This window comes from uncultured Pseudophaeobacter sp. (assembly GCA_905479575.1).
Classification (GTDB): Bacteria; Pseudomonadota; Alphaproteobacteria; order Rhodobacterales; family Rhodobacteraceae; genus Pseudophaeobacter.
The window spans coordinates 69,432-93,100 of record CAJQNB010000002.1 but is presented as its reverse complement, the minus strand read 5'-3'; the positions used below and the strand labels follow the sequence as shown (position 1 = coordinate 93,100).

The following is a 23,669-nucleotide window of genomic DNA, read 5'->3' as shown; positions in this document are numbered from 1 at the left end:
AGAAGAGCGGCAGGCTCAGGATAAATCGCCGCGGGGCCCCGCTCCCAGCGGGGATGCGGTTATTTCTCTTGAACCGGACGCGGATCCTGTCAGCAAGGGCTTAGGCGGGGGTGGTCCCGAAACGGGTTTTCCGTTTTGGTGAACCCGAGCCCCCCAACCAAAACCTTGCCAAAAAATCAGCCCAATTGCTTGTGGACTTCAGAAATGAAATCATCGCCGCGCTGTTCGAAATTGTCATATTGATCAAAACTCGCCGCCGCAGGCGCCAATAGCACCACATCGCCGGGCTCTGCCTCAGCCACCGCGCAGGCGACCGCCCGCTCCATTGTGGTGCAGACCTCCGCCTCCAGATCTAGCTGCATGGCAAAGCCCGCAGCCTCGCGGCCAATCACATAGGCTTTGCGCACCGATCCAGTCTGACCGCTAAGCGCGCCCAGGCCGCCCTCTTTTTCCAATCCACCGCAGATCCAGCGGATATTCTTAAAGGCGCTCAATGCTTTGGCGGCACTGTCCAGATTGGTGGCCTTGCTGTCATTGACATAGCGCACCCCCGCCACCTCGGCCACGGTCTGGCTGCGGTGCGGCAATCCGGGATAGGTGGCCAGGGCCGCTTCAATCACCCGCGGCGCCAGCCCCAGGACCCGCGCCGCAGCATAGGCAGCGCAGGCATTCTGATGGTTGTGCGCTCCGGGCAAGCCCATCATCTGGCGCAGATCAATCGCGCCCACCTGCCGCCCCTTGCGCATCTCGCTAAGGAATCCTTTGCGGGCAAAGACCTGCCAGCCCGGCCCGCTCAACTTGCGCCCCGTGGCCACCCGGATCACCCGGTCATCGCTGGAAGCCTGTGACATCTGCCCCGCCAGAAACAGGCCTTCGTCCTCATCAATGCCAATGATGGCCCGGTCCGGCCCACCTTCGGCAAACAGCCTACGTTTGGCGGCAAAATACCCCCCCAGTCCGGCATGGCGGTCCAGATGGTCCGGCGACAGATTGGTCAGGATGGCCACATCCGGGGTCAGGGCGCGGGCCAATTCGGTCTGGTAGCTGGACAGTTCCAGCACCACAACACCGGCCTCTCCGGGCGGGTCGATATCCAGAACGCCACGGCCGATATTGCCTGCCATCTGACTGTCACGGCCAACGCTTTCCAGGATATGATGCAGCAGCGCCACCGTGGTGGATTTACCGTTGGACCCAGTGATGGCCACCACCTTGGGCGGCTGGTCCAGCATGTCCCAGCCCTGGGTGGGCAATGACGCAAAAAACAGCCCGATGTCATTGTCCACCGGCACCCCCGCCTGTAGCGCGGCGCGGATCACCGGGTTTGGCTGCGGATAAAGATGCGGGATCCCCGGCGAGGTCACCAGAGTGGCGATATCATCAAAGGCGCCCTGCCGGTGCAGGTCCCGCAGCTCAAACCCCTCAGCCTCGGCCCGGTCCCGCGCCTGTTGCTGATCATCCCAACACACCGGGGTGGCGCCGCCTGCCAGCAGCGCCCGCGCCGTGGCCAGGCCAGACCGTCCCAGCCCCAAAACGGCAACCCTCGCGCCTTCAAACCCTTGAACCGGGATCATCGCCTACCTCACACTTGATCAAATTTTCGCCGCACAGTGCACCGCAGCTGCCCCACTTGCAAGGGCTCACAGGATCCCTTCAGGCATCCCCACAGGCCAATCCACAGGCGCAACCGCAGAGCCCGCAGGGCTCTGCCACCCCCAACAATTGGCAGAGAGGCAAAGCCTCTCTAAATTGGCGGGAGCCCCCCCCCTTTTTCGTAAGAATAAAGAACAACAAATAGGGGCAACAAAAAAGGCGGCCGAGGCCACCTTCTTTGTATTGATTTCTGCGACACAGGCTGGAGCGGCCAGAATGATTAGCGCACTTTCAAGGTGGCCAGACCAATCATCGCCAGGATCAAGGCAATGATCCAGAACCGGATCACAATGGTGGGTTCAGCCCAGCCCTTTTTCTCATAGTGGTGGTGGATCGGCGCCATCAAAAACACCCGCCGACCGGTGCGCTTGAAATAAAGCACCTGAATGATCACCGACAGGGCCTCCAACACAAACAACCCACCAACGATGGCCCAGACCAGCTCATGTTTGGTGACCACCGCGATAGCCCCCAAGGCCCCCCCAAGCGCAAGCGAACCGGTGTCGCCCATAAAGACCGCAGCCGGGGGCGCATTGTACCACAAAAAGCCCAAGCCCCCACCAAACAGCGCGGCGGCAAAGATCAGGATCTCGCCGGTTCCCGGTACATAGTGCACATCCAGATATTCGGTGAAATCGACCCGGCCAACCGCATAGGCAATCACCCCCAGGGTGCCCCCGGCGATCATCACCGGCATGATCGCCAGACCATCCAGCCCATCGGTCAGGTTCACCGCATTGGCAGAGCCGACGATGACGCAAATCACAAAGGGCACATAGAAATAACCAAGGTTGATCAGCGTGTCCTTGAACACCGGCAGCGCCAGCTGGTTCTGCAGCGCCTCAGGGTGATAGGCCCGGGCGCAGAGCGCCGCAATCACCGCAATGATGATCCCCAATAGCAGCCGCACCTTGCCCGACACTCCGGCAGTGTTCTGCTTGGACACCTTGGCGTAGTCATCGGCAAAACCGATCAGCGCAAACGACAGGGTGACAAACAGCACCAGCCAGACAAAGGGATTGTCCAGCCGCGCCCAGATCAAAGTCGCAGTCAACAGCGCCCCGACAATAAGCAACCCGCCCATTGTTGGCGTGCCCGCCTTGGTGAAATGCCCCTCTGGCCCGTCATCGCGGATCGGCTGTCCTTTGCCTTGTCTACGGCGGAGCACATTGATCAGCGGTTTGCCAAACAAAAAGCCAAACAGAAGCGCCGTCATAAACGCGCCCCCTGCCCGGAAGGTGATATAGCGGAACAGGTTGAAGAAATCGCCGCCATCCGACAGGGCTGTCAGCCAATAGAGCATCTCGGATTGATCCTCGCCTTTAGGTTAAGTTTCAAGATTAGCGCTTGCCATGACCCAATTCCCGGATGCCGTCAACGACCTTGGAGAGCCCGGCGCTTAAAGATCCCTTAGCCAGCACAATATCGCCACAGCGCAGCTGTGCAGGCAAATCAGGCAGCACATCCGCTGCGGTTGCGTAGTGGTTGCCGCGCTTTTCCAGAGGTAAGGCTGCGTGCAGATGGGCCATCAGCGGACCGATGCAATGGATGCTGTCCAGCGCCTCCAGCGCCGCCAGATCGGCAAGACCGGCATGCAGCGCGGCCTCCTGCGGGCCCAGCTCGCCCATATCGCCAAGATAGGCAATCTTGCGCCCGGCAGGCGCGGCACCACCCCCCTGCGCTGCCAGCTTTGGCGTCGCCGCCAGCACCGCCAGAGCCGCCGCCATCGAAGTGGGGTTGGCGTTATAGCTGTCATCCAGGATCAGCAGCTTGCCGCCACCCATCTCAACCTCGACCCGGGCGCCACGCCCCTGAACCGGCGACCACAGGGCCAGAACCTGCGCTGCCCGGCGCACATCCGCGCCCACCGCCGCAACACAGGCCAGCGCGCCCAGGGCGTTCATCGCAAAATGCGCGCCCAGAGACTGGATGGTGAGGCTCAAAGCCTGCGCCCCACATTGCACCTCGGCAACTGTGTCCTCACCGCGGATATGAGTGGTCAGTACCCTGTAGTCTGTTGCGGCCGCGCCAAACCACAGCTGTGAGATGCCCAGCCTTTGTGCCTCCTGCGCCAAAACCTGCGCCTCGTCGATATCGGCGTTCAGTACCGCCACACCGCCGGGCTCCAGCCCCTGCATGATGGCGGCTTTTTCACGGGCGATCGCCGCCACATCGTCAAAGGCTTCCAGATGCACCGCTGCCACTGTGGTCACCATGGCCACATGGGGGCGCGCCTGCAGGGCCAGGGGTGCGATCTCGCCCGGGTGGTTCATGCCAATCTCGATCACTGCAAATTCAGTGTCGCGCGGCATCCGCGCCAGGGTCAGCGGCACCCCCCAATGGTTGTTGTAACTGGCCACAGCCGCATGGGTGCGGCCCTGATCGGCCAACATGCAGGCCAACATTTCCTTGGTCGAGGTTTTGCCAACCGAACCGGTGACGGCAATCACCTTGGCCCGGGTGCGCGCCCGCGCCGCCTGCCCCAGGGCTTCCAACGCCGCCTGCACATCCTCGACAATCAGCAGGGGCGCGTCTGCCGCGATCCCTTCTGGGCGATGGCTGACCAGCGCAGCCCCGGCGCCTTTTTCCAGCGCCTGAGCCACAAAATCATGGCCGTCACGCGCCGCCTTCAAGGCCACAAACAAATCGCCCGGCCGCAAGGTGCGGGTGTCAATCGACAGGCCCGAGACCTGCCAGTCTCCTGCGCTGCCACCAGTCCTGCCACCTGTGGCCTCACCGCCGGTTGCGGTTGCGGCCTCTGCCGCTGTCCAAAGCGCGCTCATATTGCTTTTCCATCCAAAACGGAAACAGCCATGCTGGCCTGCTCCACATCATCAAAGGGCAGGACATCACTGCCAACCACCTGGCCGCTCTCATGGCCCTTGCCACAGATCAGCAGCACATCGCCGGTGCCCAGCATATCGACACCGCGCAGGATCGCTTCGGCCCGGTCGCCGACCTCCAGCGCATCTGGTGCACCGCCCTTTACTGCAGCGCGAATGACAGCCGGATCTTCGCTGCGTGGGTTATCATCGGTCAAGATGACAACATCGGCATTGTCCTGCCCGGCCTGCCCCATCAGCGGGCGTTTCGTGGCATCGCGATCGCCGCCGGCACCGATGATGGCAATCAGCCGCCCCAGCACATGCGGGCGCAGGGCCTTGATCGCGGTGGCCACCGCATCCGGCGTATGGGCGTAGTCGACAAACACAGAGGCACCATTGTCGCGGGTTGCCGCATGCTGCATGCGGCCGCGCACCGTGGTCAGCTGCGGCAGGGTGTTAAACACTGCGGCCGGGTCTTCACCACCCGCAATCACCAGTCCGCAGGCCAAAAGCACGTTTTCCGCCTGAAAGCCACCGATCAGGTTCAGCCGTACCTGAAACGGGCGGTCATGCCAGTTGAACCGCAGATCCTGCCCGGTGTCATCAAACCGCTGCCCGGTGAGGCTGATATCACCCAACCCCCGGCCAATGCTGATCACCTCCTGGCCGCGCGCGGCGGCCACCGCGCGCATCTCGGCGCCACGCGGATCATTCATGTTGATCACCGCCACACCATCTTCGGGCAGAACCCGGCGGAACAAGCCCGCCTTGGCGGCAAAATAGGCCTCGAATGTCTCATGGTAATCCAGATGATCCTGGGTGAAATTGGTAAAGCCCGCCGCCGCCAACTGGACACCGTCAAGGCGACACTGGTCCAACCCATGGGACGACGCCTCCATCGCCGCATGGGTGACACCCGCCTCCGCCGCCTTGGCCAGGGCGCGGTGCAGGGTGATGGGTTCGGGGGTGGTATGGGCCAATGGGTGGCTCCAGGCGCCCTCGATCCCGGTGGTGCCCAGGTTGACCGCCGCATGGCCCAGAGCGCACCAGATCTGGCGCACAAAGGTCGCCACCGAGGTTTTGCCATTGGTGCCGGTCACCGCAACCATCGTCTGCGGCTGAGCGCCAAACCAAAGCGCCGAGGCATAGGCCAGCGCCTGGCGCGGATCTTCGGCGATCACCAGAGCCGCATGGCTCTGCTCCAGAGGTTTTGCGGCGATCTTGGCGCCTGCGGCATCGGTCAGGATGGCAACCGCCCCCTGCTCCAGCGCCGCCGGGATGAATTTGGCACCATGAACCAGACTGCCCGGCAGGGCGGCAAAGAGCGTTCCCTCAGAAACCCCACGGCTGTCCACCGAGAGCCCGGAAATCAGAGGATCCGCGCCGCCACGGGCGGTGAGACCCAGCTCGCTCAGAGGGCGGAGATCGGAAGTATCGTCGGGGTTGCTGCGCATCTGCGGCCCTCACCAGGTATTTGGCCCGGCATAACTCGCCGGGATCAGTTTGAGGTGAGGGTTATACCAGTCACCTCAGCGGGTTCAACTTGTGGTCTGAGCCCCAAAAGCGGCGCCAGACGTCCGATCATTTCGGCGGCCACCGGAACCGCTGTCCAGCCTGCGGTGCGGCGTTCTTCCCCATGGGCACTGACCGAGGGTTCATCCAGCGTTACCACCAGCACATATTTGGGATCATGGGCCGGAAAGATCGAAGCAAAGGTGGCGATCACCTTGTCCTCATAATAGCCGCCAAGCGGCCTGGGCTTGTCGGCGGTGCCGGTCTTGCCGCCGACCTGATAGCCTGGCACCCGAGCAAAACTGGCGGTGCCTTCGGTCACCACATGGCGCAGCATGCTCCGGGCCGCCTCGGCGGAGTGTTCCGACATTATACGGCGCCCCAACTGCGGGCCATCCTGTTTCAAAATGGTCGGGCTGACATAGCGGCCACCGTTAGCAACCGCCGCATAGCCTGCCGCCAAATGCATCGGCGTGGTAGAAATCCCATGCCCATAGGAGATGGTCATCGCCGACAGCTCTGACCAGTTTGCAGGCAACAACGGCTTGCCGCCCTGCGCCTCGACGATCTCAAACGGGGTTTCTTCCAGCATCCCAAGCTCGCCCAGGAAATCCCGCTGACGCTCAGCGCCGATTTGCTGTGCCAACCGGGCGGTGCCGATATTGGAGGACTTCACGATGATCTTGGTCACCGACATCTCGTTGCCGTAGTTGCGGTAATCCTTGATCGAGAACTTCCCCCACCGCAGCGGACCACGGGTGTCGATGATGGTATCCGGCGTCACCAGCCCCAGGTCCATCGCCTGGGCGGCGGTGAAAATCTTGAAGGTCGAGCCCAGCTCGTAAACGCCCTGCACCGCGCGGTTGAACAGCGGGCTGACCGAGGGGTCAAAGCCAGAGGTCGGTGCCGCGGGACGTTCATTGGGGTCAAAGTCCGGCAGCGACACAACCGAGATCACCTCGCCGGTATGCACATCCATCAGGATTGAGGTGGCGCCTTTGGCATTCATCAGCTTCATGCCGCCATCCAGCACCCGCTCAGCTGCGGCCTGCACGGTGAGGTCCAGCGACAGGGCCAGCGGTTTGCTGCCATTGGCAGGGTCGCGCAGGTAGTCGTCGAACTGCTTTTCCACCCCTGCAACCCCGATCACTTCGGCGGCGCTGACGCCCTCTTTGCCAAAGCTTGCTCCGCCCAGAACATGGGCGGCAACGGATCCATTGGGATAAAGGCGCATTTCGCGGGGGCCAAACAACAGCCCGGGGTCACCAATATCATGCACCGCCTGCTTTTGCTCGGGGCTGATTTTCTTTTTGATCCAAAGGAACTTGCGGGCGCCCGTGAACTTTGCCAACAGCTCCGCATGGTCCAGGTCCGGGAAGATCTCAACCAGACGGTCCACAGCGTTTTGCGGATCAATCAGTTGCTGTGTCTGCACATACAGCGAATGGGTTTCAAAATTGGTCGCTAGAATGCGCCCCTGCCGGTCAACGATATCGGCGCGCTGCATGGCAATGGAACTGCCAGCGATACTGGCAACGGGTTCGCGCGGCTCAGAGGTCGCCATGACTCCCATACGCCCCGCTACAGCCGCATAAGCACAGAGAAAAAACACCCCCAGCACCAGCAGACGGCCCTCAGCGCGTTGCCGCGATTTAACCTGCATGTCGTCGTGACGCTGTCGAATATTCTCTTTCTCAATCGCATCGGGGTTTTCCCCCTTGGAGCGCGCGTCCAGGATCCGTGCCAGCGGGCGCAGCGGTTTGCGGATCATTGGCTTGCCTCCTCGGTGCGGCGGGCGTTCAGACCAGAGACATCAACACCTTCGCTGATCTGCAGCGCGGGCTGCACCGGATAAGTAACCTCATCCACCCGGCCAAATTGGTCGGGGCGCAGCGGCAACAGCCCGAGGCGTTCAAAATTCAGCTCGGCCAGTTCAAGCAACCGGTCCGGACGGTTCAGGTAGGCCCATTCCGCCCGCAAAACGCTGATCCGCACCTGGGCGGCGCCGATTTCACGCTGCAGCGCACGGGTTTCTTTCAACACCTGCTGGGTTGCGTAGTTTTCGCGGTAGGCCCAAAAGGCGAGCCCAAAAACAGCCAGCGCCGTGATCGCATAGAGCAGAGACTTCATTTCCGCTCCTCTTTCAGTTGCGGCATGCTCAGATCCTTGGCCGAGATCGGCACGGGATCCGCTTCGGTGCGGCGGCCAACCCGCAACCGGGCTGAGCGCGACCGTGGGTTTTCCGCCAGCTCGTCATCATCCGGGCCAACCGCCTTGCGGGTGACCAGTTCAAACTGTGCCGGGATTTCTTCGATTTCCGGTGCATAGCGATTGGCCCGCCCGGTTTTATTGGCCCGGTGCTGGAAAAAGCGTTTGACCATGCGGTCCTCGACCGAATGGAAGGTGACGACAGCCAGCAGTCCGCCAGGCTTTAGCGCCCGTTCAGCCGCCAACAGCCCATTGAACAGCTCTTCGTATTCGGCGTTCACCGCAATCCGCAGCGCCTGAAAGCTGCGGGTGGCGGGGTGCGATTTACCAGGCTTAGGGCGCGGCAGGCACTGCTCTACCAGCTTGGCCAGTTGCAGCGTCGTGGTAATCGGCTCCAGCTCGCGGGCCTTGACGATGGATTTGGCAATCCGCCGGCTGGCGCGTTCCTCGCCAAAGTGGAACAGAATATCGGCCAGCTGCACCTCAGAGAGCTCTGCCACCAGATCCGCCGCCGAGGGGCCGGACTGTGACATCCGCATATCCAGCGGCCCGTCGCGCATGAAAGAAAAGCCCCGTTCGGCCAGATCCAGCTGCATTGAGGACACGCCAAGGTCCAGCACCACGCCGTCGAGATCCTGGGCGTATTCATCCATCTTTGAAAACACCCCCTCTTGCAGAACCAGGCGGTCGCCATAGTCGGCGGCCCAGGGCTGCGCCAGTTCAAAGGCCAATGGGTCACGATCAACACCAATCACCTGGTCAGCACCGGCCTCCAGCAGGCCACGGGTATAGCCGCCGGCCCCAAAGGTGCCGTCCAGCCAGCGGCCCGAAACCGGCGCCACCGCTTTGAGCAGCGGGCGCAGCAGGACCGGAACATGGGGACCAGTAGGCGTGGGGTGGTCCGTAGTCATTTACTTATGCGCCTCCGGCGCCATCAAGGAACTCCAGCGGGTCAAAACCCTCTGGCAGCTCATCCATCCATTTATCGGCAAGAGCCTGCTCTTCTTCTTCGTAGGTTTCGGGTTTCCAAAGCTGGAAAGTATCGCCCGCAGCCATAAAGAACACTTCTTTTTCCAGGCCAATCTTGTTGCGCAGTTTTGCAGGCAGAACCAAGCGGCCTGTTTCATCTATGGTCGTGGGGAACGACTGGCCATGGAACATGCGCTGCAACATCTTGCGCTGCATCGAGCCGCGCGGCAGCGCATCAATCTTGTCATCCACCTCTTCGATGGCCTCTATCGTATAACATTCAAGATAGTTGCGCCGGTGGTCACCGTAGACAATCACCAGCTCGGGGTTTTCGCCGGACTTCCAGTTCGGGTCACTGGCCTCGATTACACGACGAAAGGAGGCCGGAATTGACACCCGCCCCTTTGCATCCACCTTATGGTGGCTTTCGCCTCTGAACCTTCGGCCCAAAATCTTGCCCTCAACATGCGCTCTTTGGCGCGTTTTCTGCCCCAGAAACTAAGGAAGGCGAGCTGATCTGCTGCCACTGATCAACTCGCCTCCTAATTCCCGCTTAGCGGGGTGTCCGACTGCGCACGCCACCTGGGGGGATGTCTGCTCGCCCGCGCGCCGGATCTCTCATTGTTCGGATGCAGTGAAGGCCTGTATGAACCTGCTTATTATTATGAGCTGGGGTCTTTGGTGCCCCTATATGCTCTCCGCCGCATCCGATAAGAAAGGGATACTATGGGAATTCATGGTCTGACAAGCCACAATTCACAAAAGACACCGCAAAAGGATCCTCAGTATCATAAATGAGCAATATCCAGTTAACCATATTCAGGATTTTTGAGCACAAATAGTGATTTATGCGACACAAGCACCATATATAGTAGTCAAAAAAAGTCGCCAAAAACGGGCCATTGCGACCCATGAATTCCCAAAGCGAGACCGATCTATTAACAGCAGATTAACAGTTCCCGCAATGTTCCACCCATGTCCTGTGTGTAACTTTGTGGATAATTTGAATCGGCCGAGACTCGCGCCGCGATTCGCATCGATTCACCTGACTTTCCGAGTCAGCAGCGCTGCCCTATTGCCAAGGCAGACCATAAAATCCCAAATGTCCCATGATTTCCCACGACAACGAATAAACCGCCAAAAACAATCAAAAGTTGTGTATTTACGGTTTCCGCTAGGCGTTTAAGGCGAGATTTTTAGAATCAGACCAATTCTATTCACACCCCACCCTTTCAGACCTGACCTGCCCACTCTCGGGCCCGCTCCCGGGCCCATTGGCGTCAGAGCCATGGTTCCGGTCGGCCTTAAGCCATTCCACCCGCAACAAGCCCCTTGGCAATCTGTGCATAGGCCTCCGAGACTGCCCCCTCGCCAGCGGCAACTGGGGTGCCGGCGTCACCGGCCAAGCGGGTCCCCAGGTCAATTGGCAAGGCGCCCAACAACGGCAAACCCAGAGCCTTGGCCTCGCTGGCGACACCGCCATGACCAAAAATATGATGCTCGCCGCCGCAATCCGGACAGGTAAAGAAGGACATGTTCTCGATCAGCCCCAGCACCGGGGTCTTCAGCGTCCTGAACATATCCAGCGCCTTGCGGGCGTCGATCAAGGCGACATCCTGCGGCGTGCTGACCACAATAGCGCCGCTTAGCTCGCTCTTGGTGCAGAGCGTCAGCTGCACATCGCCGGTTCCGGGCGGCAAATCCACGATCAGGACATCCAGCTCCCCCCAGTTCACCTGCCCCAGCATCTGCTGCAGCGCGCCCATCAACATGGGGCCACGCCAGACCACGGCCTTATCCTCTGGCACCATAAGACCAATCGACATGAGGGTCACACCATGGGCCTTGAGCGGTTCAATCACGGTTCCATCAGGGCTGTTTGGACTGCCACTGACCCCCATCATGCGCGGTTGGCTCGGGCCATATATATCTGCATCCAACAATCCAACGCGCCGCCCCTGACGGGCCAGGGCTACCGCAAGATTAGCACTGACGGTGGATTTACCCACGCCGCCCTTGCCAGAGGCCACTGCCAGAATACGGGAAACCCCCTTGGGCTTGATCGGGCCAGCCTGTGGTTTGGGATGACCGCCAATCTTTAGACTGGGTGCCGCAGCAGCTGTTGCCGCCCCTGCCCCCACCGGTGCCGCTGCGGGACCATGGGCTGTCAGCGCCACAGAGACAGAGCCTACGCCATCCAACGCCGATACCGCTGCCTGCGCGGCGCGGCGCAGGGGCTCCATATGCTGCGCAATCGCCGGGCTTGGCGCCTCAATGACAAAGCTGACCTTGGTCTGCCCATCAGCTGCAGTGCCGCCCTCAAGGGTCAGCGCACGGATCATATCCCGCGAGATCAAAGTGCCGCCGTCCGGCAGCGCCAGACGCTCCAGCGCCTCTTCAACTCTTTTCTGCGTCACTGACATGTCCATTCCTTCCTGAGCCCTATCCTGAGGAGAACCGCCTATTTGAGGCGCTCCCGAGATGCAGGCCGCACCTTGTGCTGAGAGCATCTATTGCGCAAGGAAAAGCGACCGCCCGAAATCGTGTTGCTGCCCTAACGGAAAGCAGATTTGGACAATTATGCCCAAAAAACAGCCTGTTTACAAAAGGGTAACAATGCACCCATGCAGATGCTGCATAGCAGAATTGCTTTCTTTAGGGATTGTGCACCTGCAGCATTTAGCTATTTTGAATTCAACAAACGCCGATACCGGCACAACGTAATAAGTGAACTCTGAGGATAGACCCGATGGCCGCTGTAAACCAAATCGCAACACCTAAGTCTGTATTCTCGATCCTGCCCACAGCCTGGTTCGACGCGTTGAGCACAAAATTCGCGCGTTATCGCTTGTACCGCGAGACCTACAATGAGCTCTGCGAGCTTTCGGGTCGCGATCTTGCCGATCTGGGTCTGAACCGCTCGATGATCAAACGCGTCGCTTATCAGGCGGCCTACGAAAACAACTAATAGAGATCAGGCTCTTTTCTCCTCCTCCCTAAAGGGCCTGTCCTACGCGGTGACATCCTCCTCCTCCCTGATGTCACCGCACCCTAACACCGGCTAAGCCGGAACAGAATGCATCCGGATCTCCTCCTCCCTTGGTCCTGATGTTGTCATGAACGGCGGTACCCCCTCCTCCTCCCTGGGTACCGCCGTTTTTTGTGCGCCATACTCTCAAAAAAATAAGCCTGAATCGCGACGGATAGCTTGCGCTGTGAGGCCCTTCTGCTCGGCAGATCTTTGACACGCCAGGCAAATCCGAGGGCCCATTAGCCCTACGCAGGACACCAAGGTTTAGCGCGCGAAACAGGTTACTTCGCGCTCCCCCAAAACAACCTATTGGCTGATCAGTGGCCGTTAGACTGCGAACAACAGGTAATCATCCCGCCAGCCCATCACCCCGCTGACCCCCTGTGTCTGCCTATTCACCGGTATCTCCCCAGGCCAAGGCAGCGCGGCTGAAAAAAGTTAGAGTTGGTGCAGGAGGGGGAATCGCACTGACGCTGACATGAACACATGTGTTGCGATTCTTTCGTCAGTCTTTGATCGAATCGCCGCCTGTTTTCCCGTAGCTTCACGCCTTTTCCATTGAAAAGCCGTCACTACAGCCAAAATCCTATGACCTATGCCGCAGCCAGCGGGGTGCCTTGCCGCTGAGGGGGCCGTCCCTATTCCTGCGAAATGCAATAGCTGTCACAGGTTCGGTCCCGGTTTGGCAAACCATTGGCAAAAGGGGTGGCGGGCGCGCCGCGACAGTTCCACTGTCGCGGCGCGCCCGCCCGGATCGGATCGCTTTGCGATCCGATCCCTGATCTTTCAGATCAGCAGAAACCTAAAATGGTACATCGTCCTGGGCGGTTTCAGCGCCTGCCCCACTGGCGGAAATAAAACGCGCAACCACCTTTTTGGTGCCCGCCTTTTCAAAATTCACTTCCAGCTTATCCCCTTCGATACCAGCAATCGCTCCATAGCCAAATTTCTGATGAAACACCCGCTCTCCAAGGGTGAAGCTGGCGGTGGCCGTCAGGTCAATAATCGGGCTACCCGCCTGTTTTTGCTGTGAGTTTCCCCTTTGGCCAGCCCGCGCCTGCATGCGCTTCCATCCCGGGGAGTTATAGCCATCGGCCTGGGCTACCTTGGCCTCAATGGTCGAGCGGACAGGTTCGTCACTGCTGGCCGCAGCACCATAACCCCCGCCATAAAGTCCCGGAGGCGTCAGCACCTCGACATGCTCCTCGGGCAGCTCATCAACAAAGCGCGACGGCAGCTGCGATTGCCATTGGCCAAAGACACGCCGGTTGCCCGCAAATGAAATGGTGCAGACTTCCTCGGCCCGGGTGATGCCCACATAGGCAAGGCGGCGTTCTTCCTCCAAACCTTTGAGACCGCTTTCGTCCATTGACCGCTGCGAGGGGAATAATCCATCCTCCCAGCCCGGCAGAAACACCGCCGGAAACTCCAACCCCTTGGCCGCATGCAGCGTCATGATAGAGACCTTCTGGTCCGAATCCTGCTTGTCATTGTCCATCACCAGGCTGACATGTTCCAAAAACCCCTGAAGGTTTTCAAAGTTTTCCAGCGCCTTGACCAGTTCCTTGAGGTTTTCAAGCCGTCCCGGGCTGTCAGGGTTTTTGTCCCCCTGCCACATGCCGGTATAGCCGCTCTCATCCAGCACGATTTCCGCCAGTTCCATATGAGAGATATCCGCGTCCCCGGTCATCCGCCCCCAGCGGGCCAGATCCTCCACCAGCCGACGCAGAGCAGCGCCCCCCTTGCCCTTGATCGCCCCCGCCTCAACAGCCAGGCGTGCGCCTTCCACCAGGGAGACCCCGTTTTCGCGGGCAAAGCTCTGGATGGTTTGCAGCGCTTTGTCGCCCAGCCCGCGTTTGGGGGTATTCACAATCCGCTCAAACGCCAGATCGTCATCCGCCGAGGTCACCATGCGGAAATAGCCCATGGCATCACGAATTTCGAGCCGCTCGTAAAAGCGCGGCCCGCCGATGACACGGTAGGGCAACCCGATGGTCAGAAACCGGTCCTCAAAGGCGCGCATCTGATGCGAGGCCCGCACCAGAATGGCCATATCATTCAACCCGATAGGGCGCTGTCCCCGCGTGCCGCGCTGTGTCGCCTCGATTTCCTCGCCAATCCAGCGCGCTTCTTCCTCGCCGTCCCAATGGCCAATCAGTCGGACCTTTTCGCCGCCCTTGGCGGCGGTCCACAGCTCTTTGCCCAGGCGGCCCGCATTGGCACTGATCACGCCGGAGGCGGCTGCCAGGATATGCTCGGTTGAGCGATAATTTTGCTCCAGCCGGACAACTTTGGCGCCGGGAAAGTCCTTTTCAAAGCGCAGGATATTGCCCACCTCGGCGCCGCGCCAGCCATAGATCGACTGATCATCATCGCCGACACAGCAGATGTTTTTGTGACCGCCCGCCAGCAGCCGCAGCCACATATATTGCGCGATATTGGTATCTTGGTATTCGTCCACCATGATATAGCGGAACCAGCGCTGATACTGCGCCAGAATATCGCTGTGGGTTTGGAAAATCGTCACCACATGCAGCAGCAGATCGCCAAAATCGACGGCGTTCAGCTCCAACAGGCGGCGCTGATACTGGGCATATAGCTCTGGCCCGCGATGATTATAGGCCCCAGCCTCAGACGCGGGCAGTTTATCCGGCGTCAGCGCCCGGTTTTTCCAGTCGTCAATGATCCCCGCCAGCATGCGTGGCGGCCAGCGCTTTTCATCTATTCCTGCGGCGCGGATCAGCTGTTTGAGCAAGCGAATCTGATCATCCGCATCCAGAATGGTGAAGTTTGACTTCAGATGCACGGTCCTGTGACGACTCCGTACCGCCGATGGACCCAAATCCTCATAGGGGTTCGGGGACTCCGAGTCTCTGGCCTCATCAATGACCTCATCAGGGCCGACCCCAGCCTCACCGCAGATTAACTCAGCGTGACGGCGCAGCAGCTTGACGCAGACCGAATGGAAGGTGCCAAGCCAGGGCATGCCCTCGGCCGGCTGGCCAAGCATCCCGCCAACCCGCTCTTTCATTTCGCGGGCGGCCTTGTTGGTAAAGGTCACCGCCAAAATTTCATTGGTGCGCGCCGAACCGGTGTTGAGCAGATGCACAATCCGCGCCGTCAGCGCCTTGGTCTTGCCGGTGCCGGCCCCGGCCAGCATCAGGACCGGACCATCCAGACATTCCACTGCCTCTCGCTGGGCTGGGTTCAGCCCGTCAAGATAGGGGGTGGGGCGGGCCGCCATGGCCCGCGACGACAGGGAGGCGCCGTCAAAGGCGTCCATTTCATCAAATGTGCTCATGCCCGTAACTCTAGCGTGATTCACCCAGCGAGAAAAGAGGACGTTCGCATTATGTTCGCAAGATTGATACCCCTTCAAATGCCCTGTCGTGCCGAATGCCTCCACCGCAGGGAACAGGACAAAGTCAGCCAGCTCTTGCCAAGAGGCTTCTAGTTCCTATCAATGCGGCATGGATCTACATCAACACTACCCCGGCCTGTCCGATTTGCGCGCCCGCGCCCAGCGCCGCCTGCCGAAATTTGTCTGGGAATATCTCGACAGCGCAACGGGGGCGGAAGCCACAAAGCATCGCAACCGCAGCGCCCTGGACCAGATCGGGTTTTTGCCCTCGATCCTGCATGGGCCCCTGCAGGTCGATCTGAGCACCTCTTTTCTGGGGCGGGATTTGCCGCGGCCCTTTGGGATCGCCCCCCTGGGCATGTCCGGGCTTATCTGGCCCGACGCCGAAGGCCACCTGGCGCGCTTTGGCGCCGCCTCTGGCATCCCCTATTCCCTGTCCACGGTTGCCAGCCAATCGCCCGAAGACCTAGCACCGCATCTGGGGCCAGAGGCCTGGTTCCAGCTTTATCCGCCCAAAGACGAAGACATTCGCCGGGACATGTTGGAACGCGCCCGCAAGGCGGGATTCAAAACCCTGGTGCTGACGGCGGATGTGCCGGTGGCTTCGCGGCGGGAACGCCAGGTGCGCTCTGGCCTGACGCAGCCGCCCCGGTTGACGCCGCGCTTGCTGGCCCAGGTCGCCCAGTGCCCTACCTGGGCGCTTGGCATGGCCCGCCAGCACCGGGGCCAAGGCGGCATGCCGCATATGCGGACCCTGGACAAATATGTCACCGAAAACAGCAAGGGGCTCTCCTCGACCGCCCATATCGGCTACCTGCTGCGCACCTCCCCGGATTGGGACTATGTTAAGTGGCTGCGCGATGCCTGGGAGGGCGCCTTTGTCATCAAAGGTGTGATGCGGGCCGAGGATGCCGCGCCACTGGAGCAAATTGGCGTTGACGCGCTTTGGGTGTCAAACCATGCCGGGCGCCAGTTTGACGCCGCCCCCGCCGCGATCGACGTGCTGTCAGAGCTGCGCGCCGCCACCACGCTGCCGCTGATCTTTGACAGCGGCATTGAAGGCGGGCTGGACATTCTGCGCGCCCTGGCGCTGGGAGCAGATTTTGTCATGCTGGGGCGGGCCTTTCACTTTGCACTCGCAGCATTGGGGGCACAGGGACCAGCCCATCTGTGCGACATTCTGAGCAAAGACCTTGAGGCCAATATGGGGCAACTGGGTCTGCATACACTCGCCGAGGTGCGAACTTTGCAAATTCGCAACCTAACGTTACCATCACAAGCAGTCAGCGCAAACGACTGAAACATGTAGCAAAGCCTGCGATCCATTTTCCTGGATTCTACGGTCAGCGGCAGCAGAATTACCACGCAGTCCCTAGATCCGAAGCGGCGACTAAAGATTCGGCGCTTTTAAAATCGGTTAAAAATCGGACAGGCATCAGCCGGATTCGCACTGCGATTTCGCCAGAAATGCTGCACCTGCACAAAAAACTGACGAATTCTGGCCGTATGGGAGCGCAATCATGCAGCAGATACCCAATACTACGGCTATACCAGTGGCTAAGATGTAACTAACACTTCGCCAACCCTAGCCTACTCCGAGGAGCGACAATGCCCGATTTCAAAAAGATCCTGATTGCGAACCGAGGCGAGATCGCCATCCGTGTCATGCGTGCCGCCAATGAAATGGGCAAACGAACCGTTGCCGTCTACGCCGAGGAAGACAAGCTGGGCCTGCACCGGTTCAAGGCCGATGAGGCCTATCGCATTGGTGAGGGCATGGGACCGGTTGCGGCCTATCTGAGCATTGATGAGATCATTCGCGTCGCCAAAGAATGTGGCGCCGATGCGATCCACCCCGGCTATGGGCTGTTGTCGGAGAACCCGGAATTTGTTGATGCCTGTTCCCGCAACGGCATCACCTTTATCGGCCCCAAGGCCGAAACCATGCGCGCCCTTGGCGACAAGGCCTCGGCCCGTCGCGTCGCCATCGAGGCCGGCGTGCCGGTCATTCCCGCCACCGAGGTGCTGGGCGATGATATGTCCGCCATCGCGGAAGAAGCGGCAGAGGTTGGGTATCCGCTGATGCTCAAGGCCTCCTGGGGCGGCGGTGGGCGCGGCATGCGGCCCATTCACGGCCCAGAGGAATTGGAAGAAAAAGTCCTGGAAGGCCGCCGCGAGGCGGAAGCCGCCTTTGGCAATGGTGAGGGCTATCTGGAAAAGATGATCACCCGCGCCCGCCACGTAGAGGTGCAGATCCTGGGCGACAAGCATGGTGAGATCTATCACCTGTTTGAACGTGATTGTTCGGTGCAGCGCCGTAACCAGAAAGTGGTTGAACGCGCCCCCGCGCCCTATCTGTCTGAGGAACAGCGGGCTGAGATCTGCGAATTGGGCCGCAAGATCTGCAAACATGTGAACTATGAATGCGCCGGCACCGTTGAATTCCTGATGGATATGAACGACGGCAAATTCTACTTCATCGAGGTGAACCCCCGCGTTCAGGTGGAACACACCGTCACCGAAGAAGTCACCGGCATTGACATCGTCCAGGCCCAGATCCTGATCGCCGAAGGCAAACCCATTGCCGAGGCCACCGGCAAGGCGGCCCAGGATGAAATTCGCCTCAACGGCCATGCGCTGCAGACCCGTGTGACCACCGAGGATCCGCTGAATAACTTCATCCCCGATTATGGCCGCATCACCGCCTATCGTTCGGCCACCGGCATGGGTATCCGTCTGGATGGCGGTACCGCCTATGCAGGCGGGGTGATCACACGCTACTATGACAGCCTGCTGACCAAGGTCACCGCCTGGGCACCAACCCCGGAAAAGGCCATCGCCCGTATGGACCGCGCCCTGCGTGAATTCCGGGTCCGTGGGGTTTCCACCAACATCGCCTTTGTCGAGAACCTGCTGAAGCATCCAACCTTTCTCGACAACAGCTACACCACCACCTTTATCGACAACACGCCGGATCTGTTCCAGTTTGCCAAGCGTCAGGACCGAGGCACCAAGGTGCTGACCTATCTGGCCGACATTTCTGTCAACGGTCACCCCGAAACCGAAGGCCGCGCCGCGCCTGCTGCTGACCTGAAAGAGCCCCGCCCGCCCCATGTGGATCCGGCGCCCCTGCCCTATGGCACCCGCAACCTGCTGGAACAAAAGGGCGCCCAGGCGGTTGCCGACTGGATGAAAGCGCAGCGCCAACTGTTGCTGACCGATACCACCATGCGTGATGGCCACCAGTCCCTGCTGGCCACCCGGATGCGCAGCCACGACATGATCAAGGTTGCCCCCGCCTATGCCCAGAACCTCAGCCAGCTGTTCTCGGTTGAATGCTGGGGCGGGGCGACCTTTGACGTGGCCTACCGCTTTTTGCAGGAATGCCCCTGGCAGCGGCTGCGTGATCTGCGCGAGGCCATGCCCAACGTGATGACCCAGATGCTGCTGCGCGCCTCCAATGGCGTGGGCTACACCAACTATCCCGATAATGTGGTGCAGGAATTTGTCCGTCAGGCCGCCACCACCGGGGTGGATGTCTTCCGGGTGTTTGACAGCCTCAACTGGGTGGAAAACATGCGCGTTGCCATGGATGCGGTGGTTGACAGTGGCAAGCTCTGCGAAGGCACCATCTGCTACACTGGTGATATTCTTGACCCCAACCGCGCCAAATATGACCTGAAATACTATGTCGGCATGGCCAAAGAGCTGGAGGCCGCAGGCGCCCATGTTCTGGGCCTGAAAGACATGGCAGGCCTCTTGAAACCCGCAGCCGCCGGGCAGCTGGTCAAGGCGCTGAAAGAAGAGGTCGGCCTGCCGGTGCATTTCCACACCCATGACACCTCGGGCATTGCCGGAGCCACCATTCTGGCCGCCGCCGACGCCGGGGTGGATGCGGTGGATGTGGCCATGGATGCCTTCTCTGGCGGCACCTCACAGCCCTGCTTTGGCTCCATCGTCGAGGGGCTGCGCAACACCGACCGCGACACTGGCCTGGATATCGCAAAGATCCGCGAGATCTCCGCCTACTGGGAGCAGGTCCGGGCGCAATATGTCGCCTTTGAGTCCGGCCTGCAGGCCCCCGCCTCCGAGGTCTATCTGCACGAGATGCCCGGTGGCCAGTTCACCAACCTCAAAGCTCAGGCGCGCAGCCTCGGCCTGGAAGACCGTTGGCACGAGGTCGCCCAGACCTATGCGGATGTGAACCAGATGTTTGGCGATATCGTCAAAGTGACCCCCTCCTCCAAGGTGGTGGGCGACATGGCGCTGATGATGGTCTCCCAGAACCTCACCCGCGATGAGGTGGAGAACCCCGATACGGACGTCTCCTTCCCCGACAGTGTTGTGGACATGATGCGCGGCAACCTGGGCCAGCCTCCCGGCGGCTTCCCCGATGGGATTGTCGCCAAGGTGCTCAAAGGCGAGGCCCCCAACCTGACACGCCCCGGTGCCCATCTGGAGCCGGTGGATCTGGACGAGACCCGCACCGAGCTGAGCAAATTGCTGGAAGGCAAACCCGTGGATAACGAGGATCTCAACGGCTACTTGATGTATCCAAAGGTCTTTCTCGATTACATGGGCCGCCATCGCCAATACGGCCCGGTACGCACCCTGCCCACGCGCGCCTTCTTTTACGGCATGGAGCCAGGCGAAGAGATCACAGCCGAGATCGACCCCGGCAAGACCCTGGAAATCCGCCTGCAGGCCCTGGGCGAAACCGATGAAAAGGGTGAGGTCAAAGTCTTCTTTGAACTGAATGGTCAGCCACGGGTGATCCGGGTGCCCAACCGTCTGGTCAAAGCCTCAACCGAAAGCCGCCCCAAGGCCGAAGCCGGCAATGCCAACCACATCGGCGCGCCAATGCCCGGCGTTGTTGCCTCTGTGGCGGTGCAGGTCGGCCAAGAGGTGCACGAGGGCGACATGCTGCTCACCATCGAGGCGATGAAGATGGAAACCGGCCTGCACGCCGAGCGCTCTGCCCGGGTCAAGGCTCTGCATGTCACCGCAGGCACCCAGATTGACGCCAAAGATCTGCTGATCGAGCTGGAGGATCTGGCGACCGAGGACTAAGCGAGCCTGACTGACCGCTCGCGGATCATCCCGCCAATTGCTAAGGCCCACAACAAAGCCCCGAAGGACTGCTCCTTCGGGGCTTTGCATTTTGGCCGGGGCCAGATGCAGCAAGCCCTAGCTTTGTTGGCGCAGGTGCGGGCTCACGCAGGGATACAGGTTAGGAAGCTGGCCCAAACAGGCGGCTTTGAATGCGTCCTGCACCTAGGCATCCTGCCAGATGACCTTTTGCGGCGGGTCACATTCCAGCAGATAAAAACTCGGCTGAATAAATCTGTACCAGCCCTCAACCTGCTCCGTCCAAGAAGTTTTCTGCCATTTCAAGGCCATGGCAGAAACCTGGTCAGCTGGGGTTTCCTCCCCTTTGGGCCCTGTATCACACAGCATGAACAGCGCCTGCACCTGAACGACTGGCACTGTCAGATCCTGCCCGGTGAACTCGGCTGATTTCGCCCCCTCATCGCCCCTGTCCCAGCCGGCGCCGGACTGCACCAACACCCCCAGAACAACCGCCGTCGACAGCGCAGCAAGTCGGATCTTTTCTTCGAGTTTTCCCACGGTGGTCTCCCATTTTGAAAGCTGCTGTCCGGTCTCAACGAACAGCGCGCCGCTTTCCGTCGCGGGACCTGAAAAAAATCCACGACCTGCTCTTTTTTCGCCGACCTCAAAGCAGCCGCGCGCTGGCCTCGCCCCATGCGTTCCCAAACCCAGTTTATTGACGATCAAAAGAAGAGCCGAAACATTAAGCTAACCGGCTTTTTTTGATTTCTATTTTCTCGCGAGTATTCATGCCCAGTATTCAGCTTTCCGCTCCTGTAGACCTTGCACCGCGACCGTTTGAGGGCGCTGCAGTCAAAAACATGGCCAAGGATGTTTCGCTGTTACGCGACATGCTCGCGGCCAATGGCATTGGCCCCCTGGGCCAGTCTGCCAAAATGGATGCGGGCCTGATCAAGGCCATCAATCATTTTCAAAAGAAGGCCGGGTTCAAAGTCACCGACAGTGTGGTTGATCCTGGCGGGCGCACCTTCAAAGCCTTGCTTCCAAGATATCAAAAAGCCCTGAAAGCACTGGAGAAAGCGCGCAAGGAACCCCTGTATGAAATGAAGTTCAAAGGGAAGACCATCCTGTGCAACAAGGCGGAATATGATCGTCTCTACGCCCAGGCGCTCAAAAACGTCCAAAGCCGTGTCAGCTCTCTGCTCTCCTACAATCGCATCCTGCAAATGAACCAAAAGGAATACCAGGACACGGCGGACTTCAGTAACGACGCTGCAATGGCGCTTATGCATGCCTTGTTTGTCTCGGTTGCCACCACCGGCGCGCCCAACCCGGCGCTTGCCAAAAAAGCCGCCAGCGCTGCCGCCGCCTTGAACAAGCTGGTGAAGAAAAACAAAGTCGGCGCCACGCTGACCGCCCAGGCCCATGCCAAGATCGCAACCAAGGTCAGCGACAGCATCATCAAGGGGCCCCTAAAGCAGGTCAGGAAACACGCCGACAGCACCCTGTCCGGCGCCACCGCGGCACAAAGCCCCGACCAACTCGGCAAAAAAATTCACTGCGGCCTGCGCTGCGGATAAATCGATTCTGTCGCTGATTGATGCGCAGATAGAATCCGAACTGAAGACCGCGCAGCCCCAGAATTAGCCCTCACTGCCGCGACACCAGGACCGGCGCCAAGCCACCGGTTCAGCAAAGACGCAGTGCCTGTCTCTGATTTGCAAAATCTGCGCATTTTTCTCTTGTGCCTGCCGCGCAACCGATCTAGAAGCCGGTTCACCAAATGCAGCGCGGGCGTAGCTCAGGGGTAGAGCATAACCTTGCCAAGGTTAGGGTCGGGCGTTCGAATCGCCTCGCCCGCTCCATTTGGACCATGAACAGGCCACTCCTTCGGGGGTGGCCTTTCGCGTTGCAATGGGTAACCCTTAGCAAAGCCTTGCGCGGAATCAGCTTTGCGCCTAGGAACAGATCCAGAACACCAAAACAAGAAACAGGCAGGCCGCACCACATGCTCACATCCGTAGAACTATGCGCAGGGGCTGGCGGTCAGGCTCTGGGGCTGGAACGCGCAGGGTTTGATCACACCGCATTGGTCGAGATCGACAAACATTGCTGCGCCACCCTGCGCCACAACCGGCCGGACTGGAATGTTCTGGAAGAAGACCTGCGTTTGTTCAAAGACGACGCCAGCACCTACAAGGGCATTGATCTGCTGGCCGGCGGCCTGCCCTGCCCGCCCTTCTCTGTCGCGGGGAAACAACTGGGCGAAAAGGATGAGCGCAACCTTTTTGACGATGCCATCCATATCGTTGACGCCACCCGCCCCCGCGCGGTGATGATCGAAAACGTGCGCGGTTTTCTTGATGCGGCCTTTCATGACTACCGCGAAAAGTTGAAAAAACAGCTGTCCAAACTCGGCTATGAAACCGACTGGCGCCTGCTCAATGCCTCTGATTACGGTGTACCGCAGCTGCGTCCCCGGGTGGCCATTGTCGCCCTGCGCAAAGAATACTCCGACCAGTTCAGCTGGCCCGATCCCCTACCCTACAATCCCCCCACCGTCGGCGAGACTCTGCTGGACCTGATGAAATCTCGGGGCTGGCGCGGAGCAGACGACTGGGCCGCCCAGGCGGATGAGATCGCACCGACAATTGTGGGTGGTTCAAAAAAACATGGCGGGCCGGACCTTGGGCCAACACGGGCACGGCGCGCCTGGGCATCGCTTGGGGTGGAAGGACGCACCATCGCCTATGAGGCGCCAGATCCTTTCCACAACGACATGCCCCGCCTCACGGTGCGCATGGTCGCGCGCATCCAGGGCTTCCCCGATTCCTGGCATTTCACCGGCGCCAAAACCAATGCCTACCGCCAGGTCGGCAATGCCTTTCCGCCGCCAGTGGCCCAGGCCGTGGCCCTGCAACTGAAAGCCGCCATCGCCAAGCCCAAGCTCCATGCTGTGCGCGCCTGATATCCCGCGCCAAGCCCCTGAGCCAGCGGCCGGGACTGGGACTGGGACTGGGACCGAGGCTGAAAACGGCCC

16 protein-coding genes and 1 tRNA gene are annotated in these 23,669 nt (G+C 60.2%); 6 read left to right on the top strand and 11 right to left on the bottom strand.

What is annotated here, in order from left to right; genetic code table 11:
* Positions 1–176 precede the first annotated feature (176 nt).
* The 9 genes from murD to QZ268_RS00685 all read right to left on the bottom strand — a co-directional run bounded on the left by murD (position 177) and on the right by QZ268_RS00685 (position 11,590).
* Entirely contained in the window at positions 177–1,574 is a 1,398-nt protein-coding gene (gene murD / locus QZ268_RS00725; RefSeq protein ID WP_295446758.1) for a UDP-N-acetylmuramoyl-L-alanine--D-glutamate ligase, read from the bottom strand.
* Positions 1,575–1,873: 299 nt separating this feature from the next.
* Positions 1,874–2,956, bottom strand: a complete 1,083-nt coding sequence (gene mraY / locus QZ268_RS00720; RefSeq protein ID WP_295446756.1) for a phospho-N-acetylmuramoyl-pentapeptide-transferase — start codon at positions 2,954–2,956, stop codon at positions 1,874–1,876.
* Positions 2,957–2,993: 37 nt separating this feature from the next.
* On the bottom strand, positions 2,994–4,436 hold the full coding sequence (murF, locus tag QZ268_RS00715; protein WP_295446754.1) for a UDP-N-acetylmuramoyl-tripeptide--D-alanyl-D-alanine ligase: 1,443 nt from the start codon (positions 4,434–4,436) through the stop codon (positions 2,994–2,996).
* Entirely contained in the window at positions 4,433–5,932 is a 1,500-nt protein-coding gene (locus QZ268_RS00710) for a UDP-N-acetylmuramoyl-L-alanyl-D-glutamate--2,6-diaminopimelate ligase (RefSeq protein WP_295446752.1), read from the bottom strand. Before QZ268_RS00710 ends, murF begins: the two co-directional genes overlap by 4 nt.
* Positions 5,933–5,976: 44 nt before the next feature.
* Positions 5,977–7,761 (bottom strand): penicillin-binding protein 2, encoded by a 1,785-nt coding sequence (locus QZ268_RS00705; protein ID WP_295446750.1) that lies wholly within the window; start codon positions 7,759–7,761, stop codon positions 5,977–5,979.
* Entirely contained in the window at positions 7,758–8,120 is a 363-nt protein-coding gene (locus tag QZ268_RS00700) for a cell division protein FtsL (protein WP_295446748.1), read from the bottom strand. The genes QZ268_RS00705 and QZ268_RS00700 overlap by 4 nt, the downstream gene beginning before the upstream one ends.
* Positions 8,117–9,109, bottom strand: a complete 993-nt coding sequence (gene rsmH, locus QZ268_RS00695) for a 16S rRNA (cytosine(1402)-N(4))-methyltransferase RsmH (RefSeq protein WP_295446746.1) — start codon at positions 9,107–9,109, stop codon at positions 8,117–8,119. The genes QZ268_RS00700 and rsmH overlap by 4 nt, the downstream gene beginning before the upstream one ends.
* Before the next feature lie 4 nt (positions 9,110–9,113).
* Positions 9,114–9,581, bottom strand: coding sequence for a division/cell wall cluster transcriptional repressor MraZ (gene mraZ, locus QZ268_RS00690; protein WP_295446744.1), 468 nt, complete (start codon positions 9,579–9,581; stop codon positions 9,114–9,116).
* An 890-nt stretch (positions 9,582–10,471) separates the two neighbouring features.
* Complete coding sequence (locus tag QZ268_RS00685; RefSeq protein ID WP_295446742.1) at positions 10,472–11,590, bottom strand: Mrp/NBP35 family ATP-binding protein; 1,119 nt, start codon at positions 11,588–11,590, stop codon at positions 10,472–10,474.
* A gap of 326 nt (positions 11,591–11,916) precedes the next feature.
* Between QZ268_RS00685 and QZ268_RS00680 the strand changes: the two genes are divergently transcribed.
* Complete coding sequence (locus QZ268_RS00680) at positions 11,917–12,135, top strand: DUF1127 domain-containing protein (protein WP_295446740.1); 219 nt, start codon at positions 11,917–11,919, stop codon at positions 12,133–12,135.
* Between the two features lie 865 nt (positions 12,136–13,000).
* Here the strand turns inward: QZ268_RS00680 and QZ268_RS00675 are convergent.
* Positions 13,001–15,499 carry a UvrD-helicase domain-containing protein gene (locus tag QZ268_RS00675; protein ID WP_295446738.1) on the bottom strand — a complete coding sequence of 833 codons (2,499 nt, stop codon included), beginning with the start codon at positions 15,497–15,499 and terminating at the stop codon, positions 13,001–13,003.
* A 169-nt stretch (positions 15,500–15,668) separates the two neighbouring features.
* Here QZ268_RS00675 and QZ268_RS00670 point away from each other — a divergent pair, with 169 nt between their 5' ends.
* Positions 15,669–16,859 carry an alpha-hydroxy acid oxidase gene (locus tag QZ268_RS00670; RefSeq protein WP_295446736.1) on the top strand — a complete coding sequence of 397 codons (1,191 nt, stop codon included), beginning with the start codon at positions 15,669–15,671 and terminating at the stop codon, positions 16,857–16,859.
* A 308-nt stretch (positions 16,860–17,167) separates the two neighbouring features.
* Positions 17,168–20,629 carry a pyruvate carboxylase gene (locus QZ268_RS00665; RefSeq protein ID WP_295446734.1) on the top strand — a complete coding sequence of 1,154 codons (3,462 nt, stop codon included), beginning with the start codon at positions 17,168–17,170 and terminating at the stop codon, positions 20,627–20,629.
* 204 nt (positions 20,630–20,833) lie between these two features.
* Here QZ268_RS00665 and QZ268_RS00660 read toward each other — a convergent pair whose 3' ends face one another.
* Positions 20,834–21,187 carry a hypothetical protein gene (locus QZ268_RS00660; protein ID WP_295446732.1) on the bottom strand — a complete coding sequence of 118 codons (354 nt, stop codon included), beginning with the start codon at positions 21,185–21,187 and terminating at the stop codon, positions 20,834–20,836.
* Between the two features lie 302 nt (positions 21,188–21,489).
* Between QZ268_RS00660 and QZ268_RS00655 the strand changes: the two genes are divergently transcribed.
* The 3 genes from QZ268_RS00655 to QZ268_RS00645 all read left to right on the top strand — a co-directional run bounded on the left by QZ268_RS00655 (position 21,490) and on the right by QZ268_RS00645 (position 23,597).
* Positions 21,490–22,209 carry a hypothetical protein gene (locus QZ268_RS00655; protein ID WP_295446730.1) on the top strand — a complete coding sequence of 240 codons (720 nt, stop codon included), beginning with the start codon at positions 21,490–21,492 and terminating at the stop codon, positions 22,207–22,209.
* Positions 22,210–22,419: 210 nt separating this feature from the next.
* Positions 22,420–22,494 (top strand) — tRNA-Gly (locus tag QZ268_RS00650).
* A 143-nt stretch (positions 22,495–22,637) separates the two neighbouring features.
* On the top strand, positions 22,638–23,597 hold the full coding sequence (locus QZ268_RS00645) for a DNA cytosine methyltransferase (protein WP_295446728.1): 960 nt from the start codon (positions 22,638–22,640) through the stop codon (positions 23,595–23,597).
* Positions 23,598–23,669: the final 72 nt, after the last annotated feature.

Coding starts and splice junctions, on each gene's coding strand:
- murD (WP_295446758.1), bottom strand. CDS start 1,574: ATGATCCCGGTTCAAGGGTTTGAAGGCGCGAGGGTTGCCGTTTTGGGG.
- mraY (WP_295446756.1), bottom strand. CDS start 2,956: ATGCTCTATTGGCTGACAGCCCTGTCGGATGGCGGCGATTTCTTCAAC.
- murF (WP_295446754.1), bottom strand. CDS start 4,436: ATGAGCGCGCTTTGGACAGCGGCAGAGGCCGCAACCGCAACCGGCGGT.
- QZ268_RS00710 (WP_295446752.1), bottom strand. CDS start 5,932: ATGCGCAGCAACCCCGACGATACTTCCGATCTCCGCCCTCTGAGCGAG.
- QZ268_RS00705 (WP_295446750.1), bottom strand. CDS start 7,761: ATGATCCGCAAACCGCTGCGCCCGCTGGCACGGATCCTGGACGCGCGC.
- QZ268_RS00700 (WP_295446748.1), bottom strand. CDS start 8,120: ATGAAGTCTCTGCTCTATGCGATCACGGCGCTGGCTGTTTTTGGGCTC.
- rsmH (WP_295446746.1), bottom strand. CDS start 9,109: ATGACTACGGACCACCCCACGCCTACTGGTCCCCATGTTCCGGTCCTG.
- QZ268_RS00685 (WP_295446742.1), bottom strand. CDS start 11,590: ATGTCAGTGACGCAGAAAAGAGTTGAAGAGGCGCTGGAGCGTCTGGCG.
- QZ268_RS00680 (WP_295446740.1), top strand. CDS start 11,917: ATGGCCGCTGTAAACCAAATCGCAACACCTAAGTCTGTATTCTCGATC.
- QZ268_RS00675 (WP_295446738.1), bottom strand. CDS start 15,499: ATGAGCACATTTGATGAAATGGACGCCTTTGACGGCGCCTCCCTGTCG.
- QZ268_RS00670 (WP_295446736.1), top strand. CDS start 15,669: ATGGATCTACATCAACACTACCCCGGCCTGTCCGATTTGCGCGCCCGC.
- QZ268_RS00665 (WP_295446734.1), top strand. CDS start 17,168: ATGCCCGATTTCAAAAAGATCCTGATTGCGAACCGAGGCGAGATCGCC.
- QZ268_RS00655 (WP_295446730.1), top strand. CDS start 21,490: ATGGCCAAGGATGTTTCGCTGTTACGCGACATGCTCGCGGCCAATGGC.
- QZ268_RS00645 (WP_295446728.1), top strand. CDS start 22,638: ATGCTCACATCCGTAGAACTATGCGCAGGGGCTGGCGGTCAGGCTCTG.